Origin of the sequence: Thauera sp. WH-1 (assembly GCF_047806685.1) — a bacterium.
Classification (GTDB): Bacteria; Pseudomonadota; Gammaproteobacteria; order Burkholderiales; family Rhodocyclaceae; genus Thauera.
Genome location: NZ_JBLQGP010000022.1, coordinates 18468 through 38718 on the forward strand (window position 1 = coordinate 18468; position 20251 = coordinate 38718).

The 20251-nt window shown below is 69.6% G+C and carries 19 protein-coding genes; 5 read left to right on the forward strand and 14 right to left on the reverse strand.

The annotated features are described in order from the left end of the window. Positions 1–46: 46 nt before the first annotated feature. From ACMV5O_RS17810 to ACMV5O_RS17820, 3 genes are read right to left on the reverse strand one after another with little or no spacing between them, the layout of a single operon-like run. Positions 47–793 (reverse strand): DUF3108 domain-containing protein, encoded by a 747-nt coding sequence (locus tag ACMV5O_RS17810; RefSeq protein ID WP_416164731.1) that lies wholly within the window; start codon positions 791–793, stop codon positions 47–49. Next, a complete protein-coding gene (purN, locus tag ACMV5O_RS17815) occupies positions 790–1455 on the reverse strand; it encodes a phosphoribosylglycinamide formyltransferase (RefSeq protein ID WP_416164732.1) in 666 nt (221 codons plus the stop codon). The genes ACMV5O_RS17810 and purN overlap by 4 nt, the downstream gene beginning before the upstream one ends. 58 nt (positions 1456–1513) lie before the next feature. Continuing rightward, positions 1514–2278, reverse strand: coding sequence for a hypothetical protein (locus ACMV5O_RS17820; RefSeq protein WP_416164733.1), 765 nt, complete (start codon positions 2276–2278; stop codon positions 1514–1516). Between the two features lie 111 nt (positions 2279–2389). Here ACMV5O_RS17820 and mutL point away from each other — a divergent pair, with 111 nt between their 5' ends. Beyond that, positions 2390–4237: a DNA mismatch repair endonuclease MutL gene (mutL, locus tag ACMV5O_RS17825; RefSeq protein WP_416164734.1), complete on the forward strand. Its 1848-nt coding sequence runs from the start codon at positions 2390–2392 to the stop codon at positions 4235–4237. A 33-nt stretch (positions 4238–4270) separates the two neighbouring features. On the opposite strand, the gene ACMV5O_RS17830 is transcribed toward mutL, so the two are convergent. Continuing rightward, positions 4271–4849 carry a YqaA family protein gene (locus ACMV5O_RS17830; RefSeq protein WP_416164735.1) on the reverse strand — a complete coding sequence of 193 codons (579 nt, stop codon included), beginning with the start codon at positions 4847–4849 and terminating at the stop codon, positions 4271–4273. A 191-nt stretch (positions 4850–5040) separates the two neighbouring features. On the opposite strand from ACMV5O_RS17830, the gene ACMV5O_RS17835 reads away from it, so the two are divergent. The 3 genes from ACMV5O_RS17835 (at position 5041) to ACMV5O_RS17845 (ending at position 8524) form a co-directional block, all read left to right on the forward strand. Next, positions 5041–6810, forward strand: a complete 1770-nt coding sequence (locus tag ACMV5O_RS17835; protein WP_416164736.1) for a diguanylate cyclase domain-containing protein — start codon at positions 5041–5043, stop codon at positions 6808–6810. Positions 6811–6965: 155 nt separating this feature from the next. Then, a complete protein-coding gene (miaA, locus tag ACMV5O_RS17840) occupies positions 6966–7931 on the forward strand; it encodes a tRNA (adenosine(37)-N6)-dimethylallyltransferase MiaA (RefSeq protein ID WP_416164737.1) in 966 nt (321 codons plus the stop codon). 47 nt (positions 7932–7978) lie between these two features. Beyond that, positions 7979–8524 (forward strand): DUF1415 domain-containing protein, encoded by a 546-nt coding sequence (locus ACMV5O_RS17845; protein WP_416164738.1) that lies wholly within the window; start codon positions 7979–7981, stop codon positions 8522–8524. 68 nt (positions 8525–8592) lie between these two features. On the opposite strand, the gene ACMV5O_RS17850 is transcribed toward ACMV5O_RS17845, so the two are convergent. The 5 genes from ACMV5O_RS17850 to ACMV5O_RS17870 all read right to left on the reverse strand — a co-directional run bounded on the left by ACMV5O_RS17850 (position 8593) and on the right by ACMV5O_RS17870 (position 14148). Next, the gene (locus tag ACMV5O_RS17850; protein WP_416164739.1) at positions 8593–11664 is read right to left on the reverse strand and encodes an efflux RND transporter permease subunit; all 3072 of its coding nucleotides are present in this window, start codon (positions 11662–11664) and stop codon (positions 8593–8595) included. 10 nt (positions 11665–11674) lie between these two features. Further along, positions 11675–12820 (reverse strand): efflux RND transporter periplasmic adaptor subunit, encoded by a 1146-nt coding sequence (locus ACMV5O_RS17855; protein ID WP_416164740.1) that lies wholly within the window; start codon positions 12818–12820, stop codon positions 11675–11677. A 153-nt stretch (positions 12821–12973) separates the two neighbouring features. Continuing rightward, the gene (locus ACMV5O_RS17860; RefSeq protein ID WP_416164741.1) at positions 12974–13423 is read right to left on the reverse strand and encodes a VOC family protein; all 450 of its coding nucleotides are present in this window, start codon (positions 13421–13423) and stop codon (positions 12974–12976) included. A 12-nt stretch (positions 13424–13435) separates the two neighbouring features. After that, a complete protein-coding gene (locus tag ACMV5O_RS17865; protein ID WP_416164742.1) occupies positions 13436–13894 on the reverse strand; it encodes a DUF1810 domain-containing protein in 459 nt (152 codons plus the stop codon). Continuing rightward, on the reverse strand, positions 13891–14148 hold the full coding sequence (locus ACMV5O_RS17870) for a hypothetical protein (protein WP_416164743.1): 258 nt from the start codon (positions 14146–14148) through the stop codon (positions 13891–13893). Before ACMV5O_RS17870 ends, ACMV5O_RS17865 begins: the two co-directional genes overlap by 4 nt. 149 nt (positions 14149–14297) lie before the next feature. Between ACMV5O_RS17870 and ACMV5O_RS17875 the strand changes: the two genes are divergently transcribed. Then, positions 14298–15113, forward strand: a complete 816-nt coding sequence (locus ACMV5O_RS17875; protein ID WP_416164744.1) for a Mut7-C RNAse domain-containing protein — start codon at positions 14298–14300, stop codon at positions 15111–15113. Here ACMV5O_RS17875 and ACMV5O_RS17880 read toward each other — a convergent pair. The 5 genes from ACMV5O_RS17880 to ACMV5O_RS17900 all read right to left on the reverse strand — a co-directional run bounded on the left by ACMV5O_RS17880 (position 15061) and on the right by ACMV5O_RS17900 (position 20230). Further along, entirely contained in the window at positions 15061–15570 is a 510-nt protein-coding gene (locus tag ACMV5O_RS17880; RefSeq protein WP_416164745.1) for a GDYXXLXY domain-containing protein, read from the reverse strand. The genes ACMV5O_RS17875 and ACMV5O_RS17880 overlap by 53 nt on opposite strands. Continuing rightward, positions 15567–16682 carry a DUF4401 domain-containing protein gene (locus ACMV5O_RS17885; RefSeq protein ID WP_416164746.1) on the reverse strand — a complete coding sequence of 372 codons (1116 nt, stop codon included), beginning with the start codon at positions 16680–16682 and terminating at the stop codon, positions 15567–15569. Before ACMV5O_RS17885 ends, ACMV5O_RS17880 begins: the two co-directional genes overlap by 4 nt. After that, positions 16675–17664: a DUF2157 domain-containing protein gene (locus ACMV5O_RS17890; protein ID WP_416164747.1), complete on the reverse strand. Its 990-nt coding sequence runs from the start codon at positions 17662–17664 to the stop codon at positions 16675–16677. Before ACMV5O_RS17890 ends, ACMV5O_RS17885 begins: the two co-directional genes overlap by 8 nt. 48 nt (positions 17665–17712) lie before the next feature. After that, positions 17713–18216 carry a hypothetical protein gene (locus tag ACMV5O_RS17895; RefSeq protein ID WP_416164748.1) on the reverse strand — a complete coding sequence of 168 codons (504 nt, stop codon included), beginning with the start codon at positions 18214–18216 and terminating at the stop codon, positions 17713–17715. 118 nt (positions 18217–18334) lie between these two features. Next, the gene (locus ACMV5O_RS17900) at positions 18335–20230 is read right to left on the reverse strand and encodes an ATP-binding protein (protein ID WP_416164749.1); all 1896 of its coding nucleotides are present in this window, start codon (positions 20228–20230) and stop codon (positions 18335–18337) included. Between the last annotated feature and the right edge of the window lie 21 nt (positions 20231–20251).

Here is a 20251-nt window from a genome sequence, read left to right on the forward strand (position 1 = left end):
CTTGCTCGGCCGCGCGGAGCGGCGGGAATTGCTGTTCTTGTTCATGTCATTTCGTCTTCGTTTCTGCCGCGGTCCCGGGGCCGCCCACATCGACCTGCGCCGCACGCTGGTCGAGCACCCCGCCCTTTTCATCCTCGATACGGATACGCACCGGCAACAAGCCGTGCTGCTCCGACAGCCAGATATGGATATCCAGCCCGCCGTCCTCGGCATAGGCCCGCACGCGCAATGCCTCGACACGGCCGATCGGCAGGCTCAGCGCTTCCTTGCCCAGCGGCTCGAGCACCGCCTTCTTGATGCTCTTGCTCGTCGCCACCGTCAGCCGCGCGGGCGCCTGGCCCACCGCGATGCGGCGCGCCTGATGCCACAGGCTGAGCAGATCCTGCGCGCCCGCGCCGATCTCGCCCGCACGCCGCTCGACGCCATCGCGACGGATGCTCACGCGCGCCGCCTTCCAGTCGAAGTGCGCCGACTCGGTCTTGCGTCCGCGCTGATCGACGGTGAACAGCTCGGGGCGCAGGCCGCTGCGATCCAGGGTGCCAATGCTGCGCTGGGCATATTGCAGGCCGAACAGCCCGGCCAGGCCACGCGCCTCCAGCGTCAGCCGCAGCTCGTAGCGCCCATCGGCGAGCGTCCAGTGGTGGCTGGCCTCGCCGACCTTGAAGCCCTGCGAACCATAATGCACGTCGAACCGAATGCTGCCCTCGGGCGGCGGCTCTGCCAAGCCCGCCTGCACGCGCATCGGCAGCGCCGCGGCGCACAGCAGCAGCCCGAGGAACACACGGCGGATCACGCCTCGCCCTCCGCCGTGGCGTCGAGCGGTGGCACCGTCCACGCGAGCTCGGCCGCAACCGGCTGAGTGTGCACCACCACCCCCCCGTGCTTATCGCGCGCCAGGCGATCCTCGACGAACCAGCGCACCGCCTGCGGGTAGATGCGATGCTCCTGCGCCAGCACGCGCGCCGCCAGCGCGGCCGCATCGTCATCGGGCAGCACGGGCACGACGGCCTGGATAACGATCGGGCCGCAGTCGAGTTCGGCAGTAACGAAATGCACCGTTGCGCCATGCACGCGCACTCCGGCCTCGAGCGCGCGGCGGTGGGTGTGGAGACCGGTGAAGGCCGGCAGCAGCGAGGGATGGATGTTGAGCAGGCGACCTTCGTAGTGGCGCACGAAGCCCGGCGTGAGCAGGCGCATGAAGCCGGCGAGCACGACCAGGTCGGGTGCGTAGGCATCGATGCGCTCGGCCAGCGCGGCATCGAACTGCGCGCGGTCGGCATGGTCGCGATGGTCGACCACCGCGGTGGCGATGCCGTGCGCGCGCGCGAAGGCCAGGCCTTCGGCCTCGGGCCGGTTGCTGATCACCGCGGCGATACGTGCGCCGGGAATGCGCGCCTGGACGATCGCTTCCATGTTGCTGCCGCGACCGGAGATGAGAATAACAATGGACTTCATTGGAAAACCAAGGGGACTGAGGAAGGTCACGCGGAGCGCGGCCATGAGCGCCAGCGGCTCAATACACCGGCAGGAAGACCGCCGTGGTGAGGTTCTGGACCACGCGCGTCACCGTGCGTTCGGTCTCATCCTCCACCACGTCGGCAAGCACGTCGAGCAGGCCGATGATGCGGCCGAACTCGCGCTCGAAGCTGAGATTGGTGACTTCACCGATCTCGTTCGCCAGCAGCAGCGGACTGCCGCTCGCATCACGTGCGGTGGCAAGCTTCCAGGCCACGATTTCCACATTGCGGGCCGCATTGTAGAGGTGCTGGGGCTCCAGATCATCCAGCATGTAAAAAACTTCGCGATCGCCGAGTGCCGCCTGCACCATGCTGGCGAGGCCCACGATCAGCGCCTGCACGCGGTCGCCGCGAAACTCCGGGTGCAGCGCGATCTGCATGGCCCGCAGATCGCGCCGGTTGCCCAGTTCGGCAATGCGCCAGCGATGCTTCTCGTCGAAGATGCGCGAAATCGCGACCTCCGCGCTGGCTGCGCCGCGCTTGCGCCACTCGGCCGGATTGCGCTTGTAGAGCTTGTCGGCGAGGCGGCGCAGGCTGGCGAAGACATGCTGCTGGTGGCGCTCGGCGACGCGATTGATGTCGGTCTTGATCAGTTGTCGCAGGTCGAAGCCGCGCGCCCGCTGCTCGGACGGTGCGGTACCCGGCGAGGAGCAGCCGCCCTGAGTCACCAGCAGCGTCAGGACCAGCGCCAAGCCCAGCTTTCCACCCCCCGCCTGCGCGCGGCGCGAACACGTCGCGCTGCCCTCGTCCGCCTCGCTCATCGGCAGCCATCCCCGCTGTGGATCCGGGCCCGATCATACCCGACGACCGCCGGGCCGACCGCAGCGCCAGCCGCCCGATATAATGCGCGCTCTCCTCCAGCACGCCCCCACATGTCCCGCATCCACCGCCTGCCCGACCTGCTGGTCAATCAGATCGCCGCTGGCGAAGTCGTCGAACGTCCGGCTTCGGTGCTCAAGGAGGTGCTGGAGAACGCCGTCGACGCCGGCTCGCGCGCGATCGAGGTCCAGCTCGAGCAAGGCGGCGTGCGCCGCATCCGGGTCGCCGACGACGGCTGCGGCATCGAACGCGACGAACTCGCGCTCGCCCTCGAGCGCCACGCCACGAGCAAGATCGCCAGCCTGGACGACCTCGAGCGCGTCGGCACCATGGGCTTTCGCGGCGAGGCCCTGGCAGCGATCGCCGCGGTCGCCCGGACCACGATCACCAGCCGCGCCGAGGGCGCCAGCCATGCCTGGCGCATCGATGGCGGCGACCGCAGCCTGAGCCCGGCCGCGCTCAACCACGGCACCGTGGTCGAGGTGGCCGACCTCTATTTCAACACCCCGGCACGGCGCAAGTTCCTCAAGACCGAGGCCACCGAGTACGCCCACTGCGACGACATGTTCCGCCGCGTGGCGCTGGCGCGCCCCGATATCGGCCTGCAGCTTGCACACAATGGCCGCGTCATCCACCGCCTGCCGCCGGGGTCGGCGGCGGCGCGCGTGGCCGCGCTGATGGGCGACGACTTCGTGCAGCAGGCGCGCGAGGTGCAGGCCGCGGGCGGTGCGCTGCGGGTGAGCGGCTTCGTCTCCCTGCCAGCCTACTCGCGCGCCAGCCGCGACGCCCAGTACTTCTTCGTCAATGGCCGCTTCGTGCGCGACAAGCTGCTCACGCATGCGGTGCGCGAAGCCTACGCCGACATCCTGCACGGCAGCCGGCACCCGGCCTACGCGCTGTTTCTTGAAATCGACCCGGCCGGGGTCGACGTCAACGTGCATCCGGCCAAGATCGAGGTCCGCTTCCGCGAGGCGCGGGCGGTGCACCAGTTCGTCTATCACGCGCTCAAGCGCGTACTGGCCGAATCCGGCGCCGGCCGCGAGTCCGGCACGCCGCAGACGGCAGACTCCGGCCTCGCGGCGAACTGGGCGGCAAGCGCAGCCGCTTCGCCCCCCGGCGGCGCAGCGGGCGCGCAGCGCGGACTGCACGGCTGGCCGCAGGCTGCGCAACAGGGCCGGCTGGCCATGGAGGCGGCGAGCCGTTCGTATTTCGACTTTGCCGCCAGCGCACGCCCGCCCGCGATGGAGCCGGGCGGGCAGACGCGGGCGCCGGCCACGCCTCCCGGGCCGGCCGACAGCCTCGCGGCCGGTGGCGGCAGCGCGCCACCGCTCGGCTTCGCGCTCGGCCAGCTGCACGGCATCTATATCCTGGCGCAGAACGCGAACGGCCTGGTGCTGGTGGACATGCACGCCGCGCACGAGCGCATCCTCTACGAGAAGCTCAAGACCGTGCTCGACGGCCGCCCCTCGATCCAGCGCCTGCTGATCCCTGCGGTGTTCTCGGTCAGCGCCAAGGACATGGCGGCTGCCGAGGAGTGTGCCGAGGTGCTCGAAGGCATGGGCTTCGATGTCGGCGCTGCCGGCCCTCAGGAGCTCGCCGTGCGCAGCGTGCCGGCCTTGCTCGCCAGCGCGCCCGTCGCCGAGCTGATGCGCCAGCTGCTGCAGGAGCTGCGCGACTACCCCGCGACCGAGGTCGTCACCGCGCGGCGCAACGAGTTGCTCGCCACCATGGCCTGCCACGGCGCGGTGCGCGCCAATCGCCAGCTGACGATTCCGGAGATGAACGCCCTGCTGCGCGACATGGAAGCTACCGAACGCGCGGACCAGTGCAACCACGGCCGGCCCACATGGACCCAGTTCAGCATGGCCGAGCTCGATCGCTTCTTCATGCGCGGCCAATAGGCGGCACCGGCCCGGCGGCACGGCGGCCGCGCCTCACATCCGGTACACCAGCACCCCGATCAGCACCACGCCGACCGTCGCCCAGCCGAGGCGATCGACGTATTTCTGCAGTGCCGCCTCCATGCTCGCGCCCCCCCAGGCCATCAGCGCAGCGACGATGAAAAAGCGTGCCCCACGGCCGATCAGCGAGGCGAGGGTAAACGGCAGCAAGGCCATCGAGGCCACGCCGGCCGCAATCGTGAACACTTTGTAGGGGATGGGTGAGAAGCCGGCGACGAAGATCGCCCAGAACCCCCAGGCGTCGAACCATTCCACCGCGCGCAGATAGGCCGGCCAGTAGCGGCTGTCGCGCAACCAGGGCTCGATCGCATCGAAGGCGTAGTAGCCGATCAGGTAGCCGAACAGCCCGCCCGCCACCGAGGTCAAGGTCGTCAGCAAGGCAAACCACAGCGCGCGGCGCGGATTGGCCAGGCTCATCGGTGCCAGCATCACGTCGGGCGGAATGGGAAAGAACGACGACTCGGCAAAGCTCAGCCAGCCCAGGAACCACGGCGCGCGCCGATGCCGCGACCACGCCATCGCCCGCGCGTACAGCGGCGAAAAGATCTTCAACACAACACTCCGGGGAGTTCAGGATTAGACAAGCAACAGAGCAGGATCAAAGCGAGGCGCAATGATAACCGCAGGCGCGCCAGACGAGAGGGCCGTCGCGTACGTATGCGTATTGCAAGCCATGGGCGAAGACCCGAAAATCAAGGCCCTCCGTGATCGCCCCTCAACCTGCCCGACGGACCCCTCGCGCCATGCCGACCCGCCTCCTCCAGTCCGTCTCGCTGCGGCTCGTGCTCATCGTGCCCTACGTCGTGCTCGTCGTCGGCCTCGCCGTAGCGCTTGGCGTGCTGTCCTACTCCGCCGGCAGCCGGGCAGTATCGACGGTGTCCGAGCAACTGCTGCTCGAGACCGTCAGCCGCATCTCGCAGGCGGTGGATCGACACATCGTCGGCTCGAGTGCGGTCCTCGAATCCGCCTTTCCGGACGGCATGCCCGCCCCGCCCACGATCGAGCAGGATTTCCACGACATCCGCAACCGCTTCTGGGTCGCCACCTCGATCCACACCGATCCCAACAACTACGTCTACTACGGCAACGAGGCCGGCCAGGGCCTGGGCCTGTATCGCCATGGCGCCGAGGAGGTCGAGCTGCGCATGAAGCTGCGCGCCGACGAACACCGGGCCATCTATCGCTACAGCGGACTCGACGGCCACCTGCAGTTCGTGCGCCGCGAGGCCAGCCTGTTCGACCCGCGCAGCCGCCCCTGGTACGCCGACGGCAAGACGGCCGACGGCCACACGTGGACCTCGGTATACATCGACTTCGGCACCCTGCAACTGGTCGCCACCCGCGCACGACGCGTGCTCGGCCCGGCTGGGCTGTTCGAGGGCGTGGTCGCCACCGATGTCGCGCTCAAGGCCCTCAACGATTTCGTCGGCCGCCTCAAGGTCTCGCCCAATGGCGTGGCCTACATCGTCGAGCCCGACGGCAACCTGATCGCGTCCTCGGCCAGCCCCAATGTCGTCAGCCTGCCCGGCGGCGGCTACGGCCGGCTGCAGGCGGGCAGCAGCGAGCATGCCCTGCTGCGCGCCTCCTACCAGACGGTCCAGGCGCGCATCGCCGCGCGCCGCGACGAAAGCCTGCCGCGGGTGTTCGAATTCCACGACGCCGAAGGCAGCCTGATCCATGCCGCCATCGACCGCATCCGTGACGAGGCCGGGCTCGACTGGGTGATGGTGGTGGCGATGCCCGCCAGCGACTTCCTTGGTGGCGTGGTCGACAACGTGCGCCGTACCGTGGTGCTCGCATCGATCGCGGTCCTGGTCGCGGTCGCGATCGGCTTCGGCATCCTCAACTGGGTCTCGCGCGACCTGCGCCGCCTCGCCGCCGTCGCCAGTCGCATCGGCGATGGCGACCTCGAGACGCCGGTCGGCATCGCTCGCCGCGACGAGCTCGGCGAACTCGCTCGCAGCTTCGAGCGCATGCAGGACCGCCTGCGTACCGACCGCCTGACCGGCATTGCCAACCGTGAGGCCTTGCTGCAGCAGCTCGAGCACCGGCTTGCCCAGGCGCGCGGCGACCGCCGCAAGCCGCACGTCGGCGTGCTCTTCATCGACCTCAACCGCTTCAAGGACATCAACGACAGCTTCGGTCACGACACCGGCGACCGCGTCCTGCAGGAGATTGCCAGCCGCCTCGCGGGCAACGTGCGCGCCAATGACTTCGTTGCACGCTACGCCGGCGATGAGTTCGTGATCATCACCGACCAGGTCGCCGGCCGCGATGCGCTGGAACAGGTGCGGCTTCACATCGCGCGCCTGCTCGACGAACCGCTTGCCGCGCTCGCCGGCGCCCCGGGCCCACACAGCGCCGGTGGCGCGATCGGCAGCGCGCTCTTTCCAGAGGATGGCGACAGCCCCGAAAGCCTGCTGCGTCACGCCGATCATGCGATGTACGCCAACAAGCTCAGCACCCGCGCCACCGCCCCGTCGACCGTGCTGCGTTTTCCCCAGCGGCCGTGAGAAGGCCTTGGGACAAGCTGTGGATAAGCAGCGCAAGTAGCTGTCGGCGCTGACCAATCTCGTGTTGCTCGAATTATGTGCAGCACCCGATGGGTCCGCTACGCGATAATCCCGGTCTTTGCCCCGCGACCGCGCCCTGGTCTGCCCCACGCCACTTGCAAGACGCCCTCTCAGCCCCTCTCCCGCCCGCCCTGCTGCTGCTCGGCCCCACCGCGAGCGGCAAGACGGCGTGTGCGCTGGCGCTGGCGAAGGCCTTGCCGGTCGAGATCATCAGCGTCGACTCTGCGCTGGTGTATCGCGACATGGACATCGGCACCGCAAAGCCCAGCGTGGAAGAACAGTCGGCCTGCCCGCATCACCTGATCGACATCGTCTCGCCTGAGGACAGCTACTCCGCCGCGCGCTTTCGCGCCGACGCCATCGAGCTGATGGCGCAGATCCACGCCCGCGGCAAGCTCCCGCTGCTCGCCGGCGGCACCATGCTCTACTTCAAGGCCTTGCGCGACGGCCTGTCCGACCTGCCGGCGGCCGACCCCGCGCTGCGGCGCGCCCTCGACGAGGAGGCGGCACTGCACGGCTGGCCGGCGCTGCATGCCGAGCTCGCCCGCCTCGACCCCGACGCCGCGGCACGCCTGGAACCGGGTGATGCGCAGCGCATCCAGCGGGCGCTCGAAATCGTCCGCCTCACCGGCCGGCCGCTGGCCGAGAGCTACGCGAAGAGGGAAGACGCCGCCCTGCCCTGCCGCCTGCTGCCCATTGCGCTCGCACCCTCGGATCGCAGCGCGCTGCACGCGCGCATCGCGCAGCGCTTCGACGCCATGCTGCACGCAGGCTTCATCGACGAGGTCCGCCAGCTGCGCCGTCACTACCGGCTCGATCCGGCCATGCCCTCGATGCGCTGCGTGGGCTATCGCCAGGCCTGGGCATACCTCGATGGCGACATCGGCTACGACGAGCTGCGCTTCAAGGGCATCGTCGCCACCCGCCAGCTCGCCAAGCGCCAGCTCACCTGGCAGCGCCAGTTCCGCGACAGCTGGCCAGGCTTCGTCGAGTTCGACTGCCTGCGTCCCGACCTCGCCGACGCCGTGCTGCAGGCTGCACTGCGCCTGCTGCACGCCTGAGCTTCACCTCGCTGCCCAATCCTTTCCATCCTGCCGGAGCCCATTCCATGGACGAACAGATCATCGCCGATGTCGAGCAGTGGCTCGACGAGGTCGTCATCGGCCTCGAACTCTGCCCCTTTGCCGCCAAGCCGCGGCGCGAGAAGCGCGTGCGCATCGCAGTCAGCCACGCCACCGACGAGGAGGCCCTGCTCAACGACCTGCAGGCCGAGCTCGAGCGCCTGTCCGACACCCCGGCGGCGGAGCTGGAAACCACGCTGCTGGCGATTCCGGACATGCTCGAGGACTTCGCCGACTACAACGACTTCCTGGACGCCGTGGACCTGTGGGTCGAGCAGTTCGGCTGGGAGGGCGAGCTGCAGGTGGCGAGCTTCCATCCGCAGTACCAGTTCGCCGACACCGAGGCCGACGACCCGGGCAACCTCACCAACCGCTCGCCCTGGCCGCTGCTGCACATCATCCGCGAAGACAGCCTCGAACGGGTCATCGCGCACTACCCGGACGTCGACGCCATCCCCGAACGCAACGTCAGGCGCATGAACGCGCTCAGCGCCGAGGAACGCAGCCGACTGTTCCCCTATCTGTTCGGCTGAGCGGGGGCGGGGCAGCACCTCGCCGGCGCGTCGAACGGCGGCACCCGCCGCCACCGCGCTGCTGCCGATCAGGCCGTCGAGGCCTGCGGCTCGGGCTGTGGCAGCTCCCGCTCCCGGCGCGCAAGCAGGGTATAGACGGTCGGCACCACGAACAGGGTGAAGAAGGTGCCGATCAGCAGGCCGCCGACGATCACCCAGCCGATCTGCTGGCGGCTCTCGGCGCCTGCGCCGGTGGCGAGCGCGAGCGGAATCGCGCCCAGCACCATCGCCCCGGTCGTCATCAGGATCGGACGCAGTCGCAGCACCGCCGCCTCCACCACCGCCTCGCGCAGCGCCTGACCTTGTTCGCGCAACTGGTTGGCGAACTCCACGATCAGGATGCCGTGCTTGGTGATGAGGCCGACCAGGGTCACGAGGCCGATCTGGCTGTACACGTTGAGCGTACCGCCGGTCAGCCACAGCGCCCCGAGTGCGCCGGTCATCGACAGCGGCACGGTGAGCATGATGATGAAGGGATCGCGGAAGCTCTCGAACTGCGCTGCCAGCACCAGGTAGATGAAGGCGAGCGCGAGCACGAAAACCAGGGCCAGGCTGGCCGAGCTCGACTTGAACTCGCGCGACTGGCCGTCGTAGTCGGTGCCGTAGCCCGGCGGCAGCAGGCGCTCGGCCGTGGCCTCCATCCACTGCAAGGCCTCGCCCAGGGTGTAGTCGGGGCTCAGGTTGGCCGAGATCGTCACCGAACGGCGCTGGCCGAAGTGATTGAGCTCGCGTGGCGCGACACGCTCGCTCACCTTCACCACGCTCGCCAGCGGCACCATGTCACCGTCGCGTGCGCGCACATAGATGTCGCGGATGTCGCGCGGATCGCGGCGGTCGTCGGCCGCCACCTGCACGATCACCTCGTACTGCTCCGCGTCCTGCTTGTAGCGCGTGACCTGGCGACCGCCAAGCATGGTCTCGAGCGTACGACCGATGACATCGACCGCCACGCCAAGGTCGGCCGCGCGGTCGCGATCGACCTCCACTGCGAGCTCGGGCATGGTCAGCTTGAGGTCGGTGTCGGGCGACACGAAGCCGGGGTTGTCGCGCATCGCGTCGAGGAAGACATCGGCGACCCGGGCCAGCTCCTCGTAGCTCTCCGAGGTCGACACCACGAAGCTCACCGGCCGCGAGCGCGCGCTCTGGCCGAAGGAAGCCGGCAGGCTGGGGAAGGCATTCACCCCGGTCACCGCGCGCATGCGCGGTTGCAGCTCGGCGGCGATCTCGGACGACTTGCGCTCACGCAGGTCCCAGTCCTCGAAACCGACGAAGGAGATGCCCTGCGACAGGGTTGGGTTGCCGGCGATCACCAGGTAGCGATCGACCTCGGGGAGGCTGGCGTAGATGTCCTCGAGCTCCTGCGCATAGCGCGCCATGTATTCCAGCGTCGCCCCTTCCGGCCCGGTGAACAGGCCAATGACGCGGCCTCGGTCCTCCAGCGGCGCGAGCTCGTTCTTGAGCTGGCCCATCAGCCACACCGAGCTGCCCGCCACGCAGGCGAACACCAGCATCACCAGCCAGCGCAGCTTGAGCGAGGCCGACAGCACGCTGCGGTAGCCCGCAGTGAGCCCGCCGAGAAAGCCCTCGATGGCGTTGTACACCGGCCCATGCTTGCGCTCGTGGCGCAGCAGCTTGGCGCACATCATCGGCGACAGGGTGAGCGCGACGAAACCCGACACCAGCACCGCCCCCGCCAGCGTCAGCGCGAACTCGGTGAACAGTTTGCCGGTGCGACCGGTCATGAAGGCGACCGGCGCATACACCGCGGCCAGCGTGATCGTCATCGCCACGATCGCGAAGCCGATCTCCCTGGCGCCCTTGAAGGCGGCCGCGACCGGCTCCATGCCCTCCTCGATGTGGCGGTAGATGTTCTCCAGCACCACGATCGCGTCATCGACCACGAGGCCGATCGCCAGCACCAGCGCGAGCAGGGTCAGCGTGTTGATCGAGAAGCCGAAGGCGAACATCAGCGTGAACGCCCCCACCAGCGACACCGGAATCGTCACCAGCGGCACCAGCATGGCGCGCCAGTTGCGCAGGAAGAACAGGCACACGCCGGCCACCAGCAGCACCGCCTCCCAGATCGTCGTGAACACCGCATCGATCGAACGCTCGATGAACACCGTGGTGTCGTTGGCGATCGTCATCGACATGCCCTCGGGCAGCTCCCCCTCCAGCCGCGGCAGCATGTCCACCAGACCACGCTTGAGATCGAGCGGGTTGGCGGTGGCCTGCTTGATGAGGCCGATCGAGATCGCCGGCCGGCCCATGAAGCGCACCGAGGTGCGCTCGCTCTCGGGCGCCACCTCGACGCGGCCGACGTCGCGGATGCGCACCGGGTAGGCGTCGGGCGTGCCCGCCTGGCGCAGCACCACCGCCTCGAACTGCGCCGGCTCGACCAGGTCGGTCTGCGCCACCACGGCGAACTCGCGCTCGCGGCTCTCGATGCGCCCGGCAGGCAGTTCCACGTTCTGGCGCCGGATCGCGTCCTCCACGTCCTGCACGGTGAGGCCGAAGGCGGCGAGGCGGTCGCGGTCCAGCCAGATCCGCATCGAATAGCGCCGTTCGCCGAACACGCGCGCATCCGCCGCGCCGGGTAGCGTCTGCAGGCGCGGCTTGATGATGCGGCTGGCGAAGTCGCTCATCTCCAGCGGCGAATGGCGGTCGGACGAGAACGCGACCCAGATGATCGGGCTGGCGTCGGCCTCGACCTTGGCGATCACCGGCTCGTCGATGTCGTCGGGCAGGCGCTGGCGCACACGCGACACGCGGTCGCGCACGTCGGCCGCGGCGCTGTCGGCGTCGCGCTCGATGCGAAAGCGCACCGTGATCTGGCTGCGCTCCTGGCGGCTGATCGAGGACAGCACGTCCACCCCCTCGATGCCTGCGAGCGAGTCCTCCAGCGGCTTGGTGACCTGCGACTCGACGATCTCGGCGCTCGCGCCGCGGTAGTTGGTGTCGACCGTCACCACCGGTTCGTCGATGTTGGGATACTCGCGCACGGTGAGCCGCGAGTAGGACATCATCCCCACCAGCAGCACGAGCAGCGACAGCACGGTGGCGAACACCGGGCGGCGGATGCAGATATCGGAGATGAGCATCGCGTCCGCCTCAGTCCGTCGCCAGCGCCACGCCGCCCGCTGCGGTCGCCAGCCTCACCGGCGCGCCGTCGCGCAGCTTGAGCTGGCCGGCGGTCACCACGACCGCCCCAGCGGGCAGGCCGTCGACGATCTCCACCATCGCACTGCGGCGCACGCCGGTCCGCACCTCGACCCGCTGCGCCTTGTCATCGACCACCCGATACACGTACTGCACATTGCCCGGCGCCGGCACCAGCGCGGCCTCGGGCACCACCACCACATCGCTGCGCTCATCGAGGATCAGGCGCACCCGCGCAAACACCCCGGGGCGCAGCCGCCCGTCCGGGTTCGCCAGGTTGGCGCGCAGGCGCACCGCCCGCCCCTGGGCATCGACCAGCGGATCGATCGCATCGACGGTGGCTTCGAAGCGCTCGCCCGGCAGCACGTCGCTGGAGACCTCCACCACCTGGCCGCGGCGCACACGGTCGAGGTATTGCTCGGGCAGGCGGAAGTCGAGCTTCAGGGTGGCGATGTCCTCGAGGTTGATCATCGCGTCGCCGTCCTTCACGTAGTCGCCCGGACTCACGCTGCGGATACCGACGACGCCGTCGAAAGGGGCGCGGATCTGCATGCGCGCGAGCCGCGCCTGCGCCAGCGCGACGCCGGCGCGCGCCACCTCGAGCTGCGAGCGCGCATTGTCCAGGCTGCTCTGGCTGACGAACTTGCGCGCGAACAGGTCCTGGCTGCGGCGGAAGTTGGATTCGGCCAGGGTCAGGTTGGCGCGCGCCTGCTGCAGTTCGGCACGCTGCACGGCGGCATCGAGTTCCACCAGCACGTCCCCGCGGCGGACGGCGGCGCCGTCGCGAAAGTGGATCGCCGCGATCCGCCCCGGCACCTCGGGCCGCAGCACCACCGACTCGTTCGACACCAGCGAGCCCACCGCCGACACGTCGTCGGCCAGGACCTGGGTGCCCACGGTGTGCGCCTCGACCAGCACCGGTGCCGCCGCACCACTCCCCGCACCACTCCCCGCACCCGCGATGGCGGCCGGCGCGGGCGCCGATCCGGCGGCGGGAGTCTGACCGGGTAGCCCACGGTTTGCATACCAGGCGAAGGCGGCCACGGCGACGAGGCCGACGAGGCTCAGGGCGATGACGGGAGTGCGACGCAGTGACATGTATTGGGTGTGTGCTCAGGGCTCGAACGCAAGCCATTGTAGGGGGCGCGGCGACAGGCTTCGGCCGGCGGGATGAAGTGCTAGTGACGGACAAGCACACCGGCCGATGGTTTCCGGCCAGTGCCGTCGGTCCGGGCAAGCCAGGGCGCGCGCTCAATCATCCGGCAGCGGCCACTTGGGATTCCACGCCACCTCCCACAGATGGCCGTCGGGGTCCTGGAAGTAGCCCGCATAGCCCCCCCAGAACACCATCCGGGCAGCCTTGGTGAGCCGAGCACCCGCTGCACAGGCCTGCGCCATCACGGCGTCGACCTCTTCGCGGCTCGCGACGTTGTGACTGAGCGCACCTTCGGCCGCACTTGCACTCGCCCCCGAAGCCGGACCCGGCCGCTCGAGGGCGACGCCGGCATCCTGCGCCAGATTCACACGCGGATAGAGCGCGAGCTTGAGCCCGGGCTGCAGATCGAAGAACGCCACGCCGCCCTCCTCCAGCTCGGTGCCGACGATGCCCTCGGTCGGCCAGCCCAAGCCGTCGCGATAGAAGCCGACGGCCCGTTCGAGATCGTCGACGCCCAGGGTGATCACGCTGATGCGCGGTTTCATGACCTAACTCCATTATTGATCGCGTCCCAGCAGACGCAGCGTGCGCGCATCGGGGATGCCACCGAAATAGCGCTCGAGCACCGCGGCGAACAGCGGATCGGCCTGCGGAAGCGCGGCGAACAGCGTCATCGACGAGCGCAGCTTGAGTTCGTCCGGGTAACCGAAGATCTGTGCCGCGCTGCGCCCCTGCTGCGCCAGCAAGACCCGCGCGCACGCACGCAGGCGCTCGCCCAGCAGCGGATGATGCAGGTAGGCCTGCGCTTCTGCCAGGCTGCCGATCGCATAGCGCTGGGCGGTCGGACTGAGGCCAAGGCCCGCCAACTGCGGGAACACGAACCACATCCAGTGCGTGCGCTTTTCCCCACGGCGCAGTTCGGCCAGGGCCTCGTCGATCACCCCGTGCTGGGCGCGCACGAATCGATCGAGATCGAAGCCATCGTCCGCCGCCGGGGAGCCCGCTACGCCAGTCATCGACATTGCAGCTGGCCCGATTGCGCATGAACGACGCACTGCAGGCCGCCGCACTGGCAGTTGTGCAGGGTGGACACCGCGCCACGCGAGGCGCCGAGCTCGACCCCCCGCGAGCACACGCACTCCGGCGGCTCGAGGCTGGGCAGGCCCTGCGCCTGGGTGTCGGTCGCCAGCGGGGCGGCGCTGAGGACAAGGAGCGCCACGGCCACGGCGAGGACGCCCGCAACGCTGATCAGGGTGGATCGGATCTTCATCTGTCGACGCTCCATGAACGGGGTGCGCCAGCCGTACGCCGGTTGCGAACGAGGACGCGGTGCGACGACGCAGGCCGCCGCCACGCGCTATCCTGCTCCCGTTTGCACTGCACGCAAAATACCCGTCAAGCCAGACCCGCCTTGCACCGATGTCAGATCCGTCCAGCGCCGGCGACGTCCCGCCGGTCACCGCCCGTTTCCGCTTCTACGAGGAACTCAACGACTTCCTCGCCCCGCCTCAGCGCTACCAGGCCTTCGACGCCCGCTGCGCGCGCGACGCCACCGTCAAGCACATGATCGAGGCCCTCGGCGTGCCCCATACCGAGGTCGAGCTCGTGCTCGTCAATGGCGAGTCTTGCGGCTTCGAGCGCCTGCTGCAGGACGGCGACCGCGTGTCCGTCTACCCGCGCTTCGAGACCTTCGACATCAGCCCGCTGCTGCGCGTGCGCGCGCACCCGCTGCGCGACTCCCGCTTCATTGCCGACGCCCACCTCGGCGGCCTCGCCCGCCTGTTGCGGCTGACCGGCTTCGACACCCTGTACGACAACCACTTTGCTGACGACGAAATCGTGGCGATCGCCGCGCGCGAGCATCGCATCGTGCTGAGCCGCGACCGCGAACTGCTGAAGCGACGCAGCATCACCCACGGCTGCTATGTCCACGCACTCAAACCGCCCGAGCAGGCCGCAGAGCTCTTCCAGCGACTCGACCTCGCCCGCAGCGCGCGGCCGTTCACCCGCTGCCTGCAGTGCAACGCGCCGCTGCACCCGATCGACAAGGCTCTGATCGCGCACCGCCTGCCGGTGCACGTGCGCGAACATCAGCAGCGCTTCAGTACCTGCGAGGGCTGCCAGCGCATCTTCTGGGAGGGCTCGCACTGGCAGCGCATGCGGCGCCGGGTCGCGGAACTCCTCAGCGGCGCAAGGCCCCCAGCCGATGCAGATCGCCATCGAGCAGGTGAGTGAGCAAGGCCGTGCCATCCGGCGCGACGCGAAACTCCCCCCAGCGCGCGGCCTCGAAATCGGCCGCCGTCCCCTCCTGGAAGAAAAAGGCATTCGGCCCCACGCTGAAGCCGCCATCACGGCGGCGAAGGCGCATCGCCAGCTGTCCGGGCTCGACCGCGTTCTGTCGTGCCAGCCCGGCCAGGCGCGCGCGCCCCTGCTCATCGAGCGCGACGACGGCGAAACGCGGCGGCTCGCCGTCGAGCGCATGGGGCGCGGGCAGCGCGTTGTCGAGCGCGAAGCGCAGCGCCATGTAGTCACCCTGCATCAGCGAGCGCGGATCGACCGGCGCCAGCTCGACCCGCACGACCTGGCCCTGCGTGATGATCGCCTCCTTGCTGTGGATCGCCCGCAGCGCAAGGCCGCAGACGAGCAGCAGCGCGCCCAGGATGGCCAGCCTCAGGCCCACGCCTGCGCTCATTGGCCCGCCCCCCGGCGACTGTTGAGCAACCCTTGGCGCAAGCAGAGCAGCACCAGCCCGCTTGCGGCGAGCAGCATCGACTTGTCGAGCAGCGTGGTTTCCAGGCGGTAGTAATACTCGCCCACGTAGAGCACGCCCGCGAGCACGGCCAGTGCGGCCAGCAGGCGTTGGCCAGCGTGAAAGCAGGCCAGGAATAGCGCCGCCGCCACGATCAGCCCGGGCGCCGGCTGCGCTGCCAGCGCCAGAAGCAAGCCCGCGCCCAGGGCAAGCGCGCGCGCACGCGGCGACGCCTCACGCAGCAGCTGCAGCGCGACCGCGGCGAGCACCAGCGTGGCGCCCACCGACAGCAGGGAGGCGCCATAGCCGCCGCCGAAGGGCGCCCAGAACCCGACGCGCCCGCCCATTCCGGCACTGATCGAGACGGCGAGCGGCATCGCCAGCGCCGCCAGCGTCGCCGCGCGCGCCACCGCCGCAAGCAGGCCAGCCGGCAGCGCATTGCCCCTTGCCCGCCCGGCAGCCCACTGCGCGCGCGTCAGCCACAGCACACACGCCATGGCCAGCAGGGCGACCGCGAACAAGGCCAGCGCCGCCCCCGCGCCGAGCACGACCGCGACGTCGAACGCGAGGATCAGCCCACACAGCGTGCGATGCAGCCGTGCCGTGCGCGGCACCATCATGAGCGCCGCGATCAGCGCGCCGAGCATCGCCCAGGTCGTGCTGCGCCCCGAGAAGGCGCTCCAGCCCTCGCCCACGGCCGACACGACCAGCGCCTGGCCGGCGAGCGAGAACGCCAGCGCCATCTGGTCGGTGAACAACTGCTCGCGCCGGAACAGCCACAGGGCCCCGCCGCACAGCAGGCCGCCGACCAGAGCGCGCACCAGGGCGCTGTCACCGACGAAGGCGAGCGGCACCATGAAGGAGGACAGGATCATCAGCGACGCCAACCAGGCCGCCAGGCTCTGCAGCACCTGAAGCCAGGCAGGCACGGCCGGCGCCATCGCGGCCTGCGCCAGGCGCGCCGCCTGCCCCGGCTCGAGCACGCCCTGGGCCTCGAGCCTCGCCAGCAGGCCGTCTGCCTCGCCCCCCTCCAGGCGCAGTCCTGCCTCACTCATGGGCGCCCCCCAGCGCTGCATCCCGGCGGTGCAGGCTCACCAACCACACACCGGCCCAGGCCGAGGCGCCGATGATGACGAGCCCGACCAGATTGACGGTCAGGAAGCTCTCGCCGGGCAGCAGCTTGGCCAGCCCCGCGGCGAACACCGCGATCGCGCCGTATACCACCAGCCCCACGATCGCCAGGTCGCGCCGCAACTGCAGGTACACGATCGCACCCACTGCCGCCACGCACACGAAGGCCAGCAGGGCCGGGCGAAAGGCCGCCTCCCACCAGCCGAGCACCGCCCCCACGCACAAGGGCGCCAGCACGCCGAGCGCCGCCAGGCGCTGGATTCGCCGCGCGGGGCGCAAGAGCAGCCGGCGCTCGAAGGCCTCGAACACCAGCAGCACCGCCAGGTTGAGCGCCGCCACCAGCAACAGCGAACGGGCCTGGAACAGGGTATCGACGAAACCCCACCATATCGACTGCGACAGCGCCCGCATCAGCGCCGCATTCGCCACCACCAGCCACAGCGCCCAGCTCGCCGCCGAGCGCGACAGCAGGGCGAACGGCGCCATCAGCGCAGCCCACGCCGCGAACAACTCCCAGACGTCAGCGCCGGTCTGGTAGGTCTGGCCGATCAGGGCCAGCAGCGCGCCGGTGGCGACGCAGGCGCCGAACAGCAGCGCCCGGTAGGCGGTGCCGAAGGCCTCGACCCATATCGCCGCGCCTGCACAGGCGGCCAGTGCGGCGAAGGCGAGGCCGAACTTCGCGTAGCGGTGCAGCGCGTCCCAGTTGAAGGCAAAGAAGAAGATCAGCGCCGCGCCCAGCAACAGCACGCCGCCGAAGGCAAGCAGGCGGTCGAGCACCTGCCGCCATTCGTCCGCACTGGGCTGGAGCGGCGCCTGCCGGGCCGCAGCGGCAAGCTGCTGCGGCGTCAGCAGGCCGGCCTCGGCAAGGCGGAACAACAGGGCACGTTGATCGGACGTCGAGGGCATGGCAGCGCAGGTTTATGAATTTCGCCTAGCGTAGCAGCAATTCCGGCCTCAATCCTCGCCGCGGGCGAGCGCGCACAACAGGATTGCGGCAAACGCGAACAGCAGCGCCCATTTCGAGGCCGAGCTCGCGGTGCTGGCAAGATAGACGAGTGGCACATCGAAGCGCGGCATCGCGGTCAGCCAGGCGTGGAAGGCGTTCTCCGCGGCGTCGAAGGCGGCCGCCAGTGGCAGCATGAAAGGCGCAAACCGGCGCACTGGCCGCGCCAGTGGGAACAGGATCCGCGTGCGGGTGGCCAGCAGGTGACCGAAGGCGGCGTAAGCGAGCAGCAAGGCACAATCGACTGGCAGGTGCGCGCGATAGCGGGCCAGGTGCTCGGGCGGCCATACATGCACGATCTCGCCGAAAGCGCGCGGCGTCCATGCGAACTGCAGCATCAGCACGCCCGGCGACAGTGGCGCCACGATCCATGCGGTGAGGCCGGCCAGAATCAGGACGAGCGCCGCGCACAGCCAGACCGCGCGGGTTCCGCGAGCCGTGGACCCGAGGCTCACGACGACGCCATCAGGCCGCATCGGCGCGCCCGCTGCCCGAGACCACCCGCCAGCCCGCCGCCGGCATAACGTGACGCCACCTCTTCCATCACGCTGGCATGCCTCGCCAACACACTGATCAGCCTCCCGTGAACGACAGGTGGATGTCGCTGCCGTAGCGTCGAATGATGTCGCGCTTGGCCGCGTGGAAGGCCTCGACATCGACCACCTGCCCGGTCCGCGCAAGGCGGCGCTGTGCCAGCTCGTCGGAGATCACGTCCATGAACAGCTCGGCCAGCAGCAGCCGGGCCGAATCGCGGAAGCTGCCGCGGCCATCGACGTACAGCTGCACGGTGGGCGCGGCGGTGTTGATCAGGATCAGGCGCTCCTCGGGGCTATACACCGCGCGATCGGCATCCTTGCCGAGGTAGCGGAAGTCGTAGCCGGCGAACAGCGCCTCGCCATGGTCGCGCGCAGCACGCCGGTGGCTGACATGCGGCCGCGAATGGTGACTGTGGGAGGACGCCTGTTCGGCGATGACGATCTCGCACCATGCCAGGTAGTTGCCGACGCGGGCGAGGATCTCGCCGCGATCGCCCGCCGCGGCGCCGGTCACGGTCCACTCCACGAGCGGTGACTTCAGCAGCTCGGCGAGCGCGATGTGGCCGCGGGCGGGTTCGATGTTCAGACCGGCACTCGCGGTAACTGCCAGCTCCAGCACCGAATCGGCATCGAACTGCGGCGGATCGACCAGCAGGCGGACGTGGAAGGCATGGTCTGGCCGGCGATAGTAGAAGGGCGTGGTGAAGCGTAGCGGCGCCTGCGCCTCGTCCGGTGCGTGAACGCGGGGCTGTGCCATCGTGGGCGCCGCCGGCACGATGCCGAAGTCGTGGATCGCAGCGCGGTTCATGCGCTGCAGCAGATGCTCGATCATGTGGGCGGTGCGGCCGGACGTCGTCGCCCGTTCGATATGGCTGAGCTTTTCCTGCTCGGCCAGCACGCAGGGCGCGATCATGCGGCTGACGGCGCGGGCGAAGGCCGCCACGAAGGGCGCCTTGAGGTTCAGGCCCGCGCGCTCGTCGCTGATGACGGCGACGCCCTGTCCCAGCATCTCACCGAGCGCCGCGCAGCGCACGGTGCCGAACAGGTATTCGGTGCCGACCTGGTTCTCGTAGTCGAACAGCTGGCAGTCGAGCACCGCGGTCCCGGCCAGCACCAGCAGGCCGTTGCTGCGCTCGTCGCCGCGCGAGCTCAGGTCCGCATCGAGCGCGCGCTTGAGGGTCAGGGTGAAGGAATGGGTCTGCCGCTCGTGCTGGAACCGGCCTTCGAGCTCTGGGCCGAGCAGCACGATCGCAGGCGGTTCCTCGAAGCGCAGCGGGCCGCTGCGCTCGACCTCGACGCCGTCCTGCAGGTGCACCAGCTCGACCTGGCGCCGCAGCAGGATGTCGCGCAGGTAGATGTTGTTGGCCAGCGCGTGCGCCAGCGCGCCAAACTGCGAGATGCTGACCTGGGCGCCGTCGATGACGATCGCGACGCGGGTGCCGTGCTCGCCGATGGCCAGGCGCGCATGGTCGCGTGCGCTGGCGTCCCGGTCCTGGCCGCCGTCGTCGTACAGGTACTCGCCCTGCTCGCCGCGGAAGAGCTCGATGCGCGACAGGCGCCCGGCGCGGATCGTCTCGATCCAGCCCGAGCCCAGCCCGAAGATGGCCTGCTTGAGGCCGCGGCCGAAGAAGCCGCGCCCGCCGCCCTGCCCGCGCGCCAGGGGGCTGTGCGCGCCGCCGTAGCTCAGGATGGCACAGGCCTGGGCGAAATCCATGCCCTCGGCCTCGTCGCTCACCGTGACCAGCGCCCCGCGCCGGTGACGCTCGTAATGAATCAGGATCCTGCCCGACACCGGCACGCTGGCCGCCTCGCATCGCGCATAGCTGTCATCGCTGTTGGTGACCAGTTCGACCAGCGCCTTCTCGATCGAGGCGAAGCGCCGGGAATCGATGTCGATGACCCGCTGATCGACGGGAATGGCCTTGATGCCCATCGGAATCTCCCCTACTGCGAC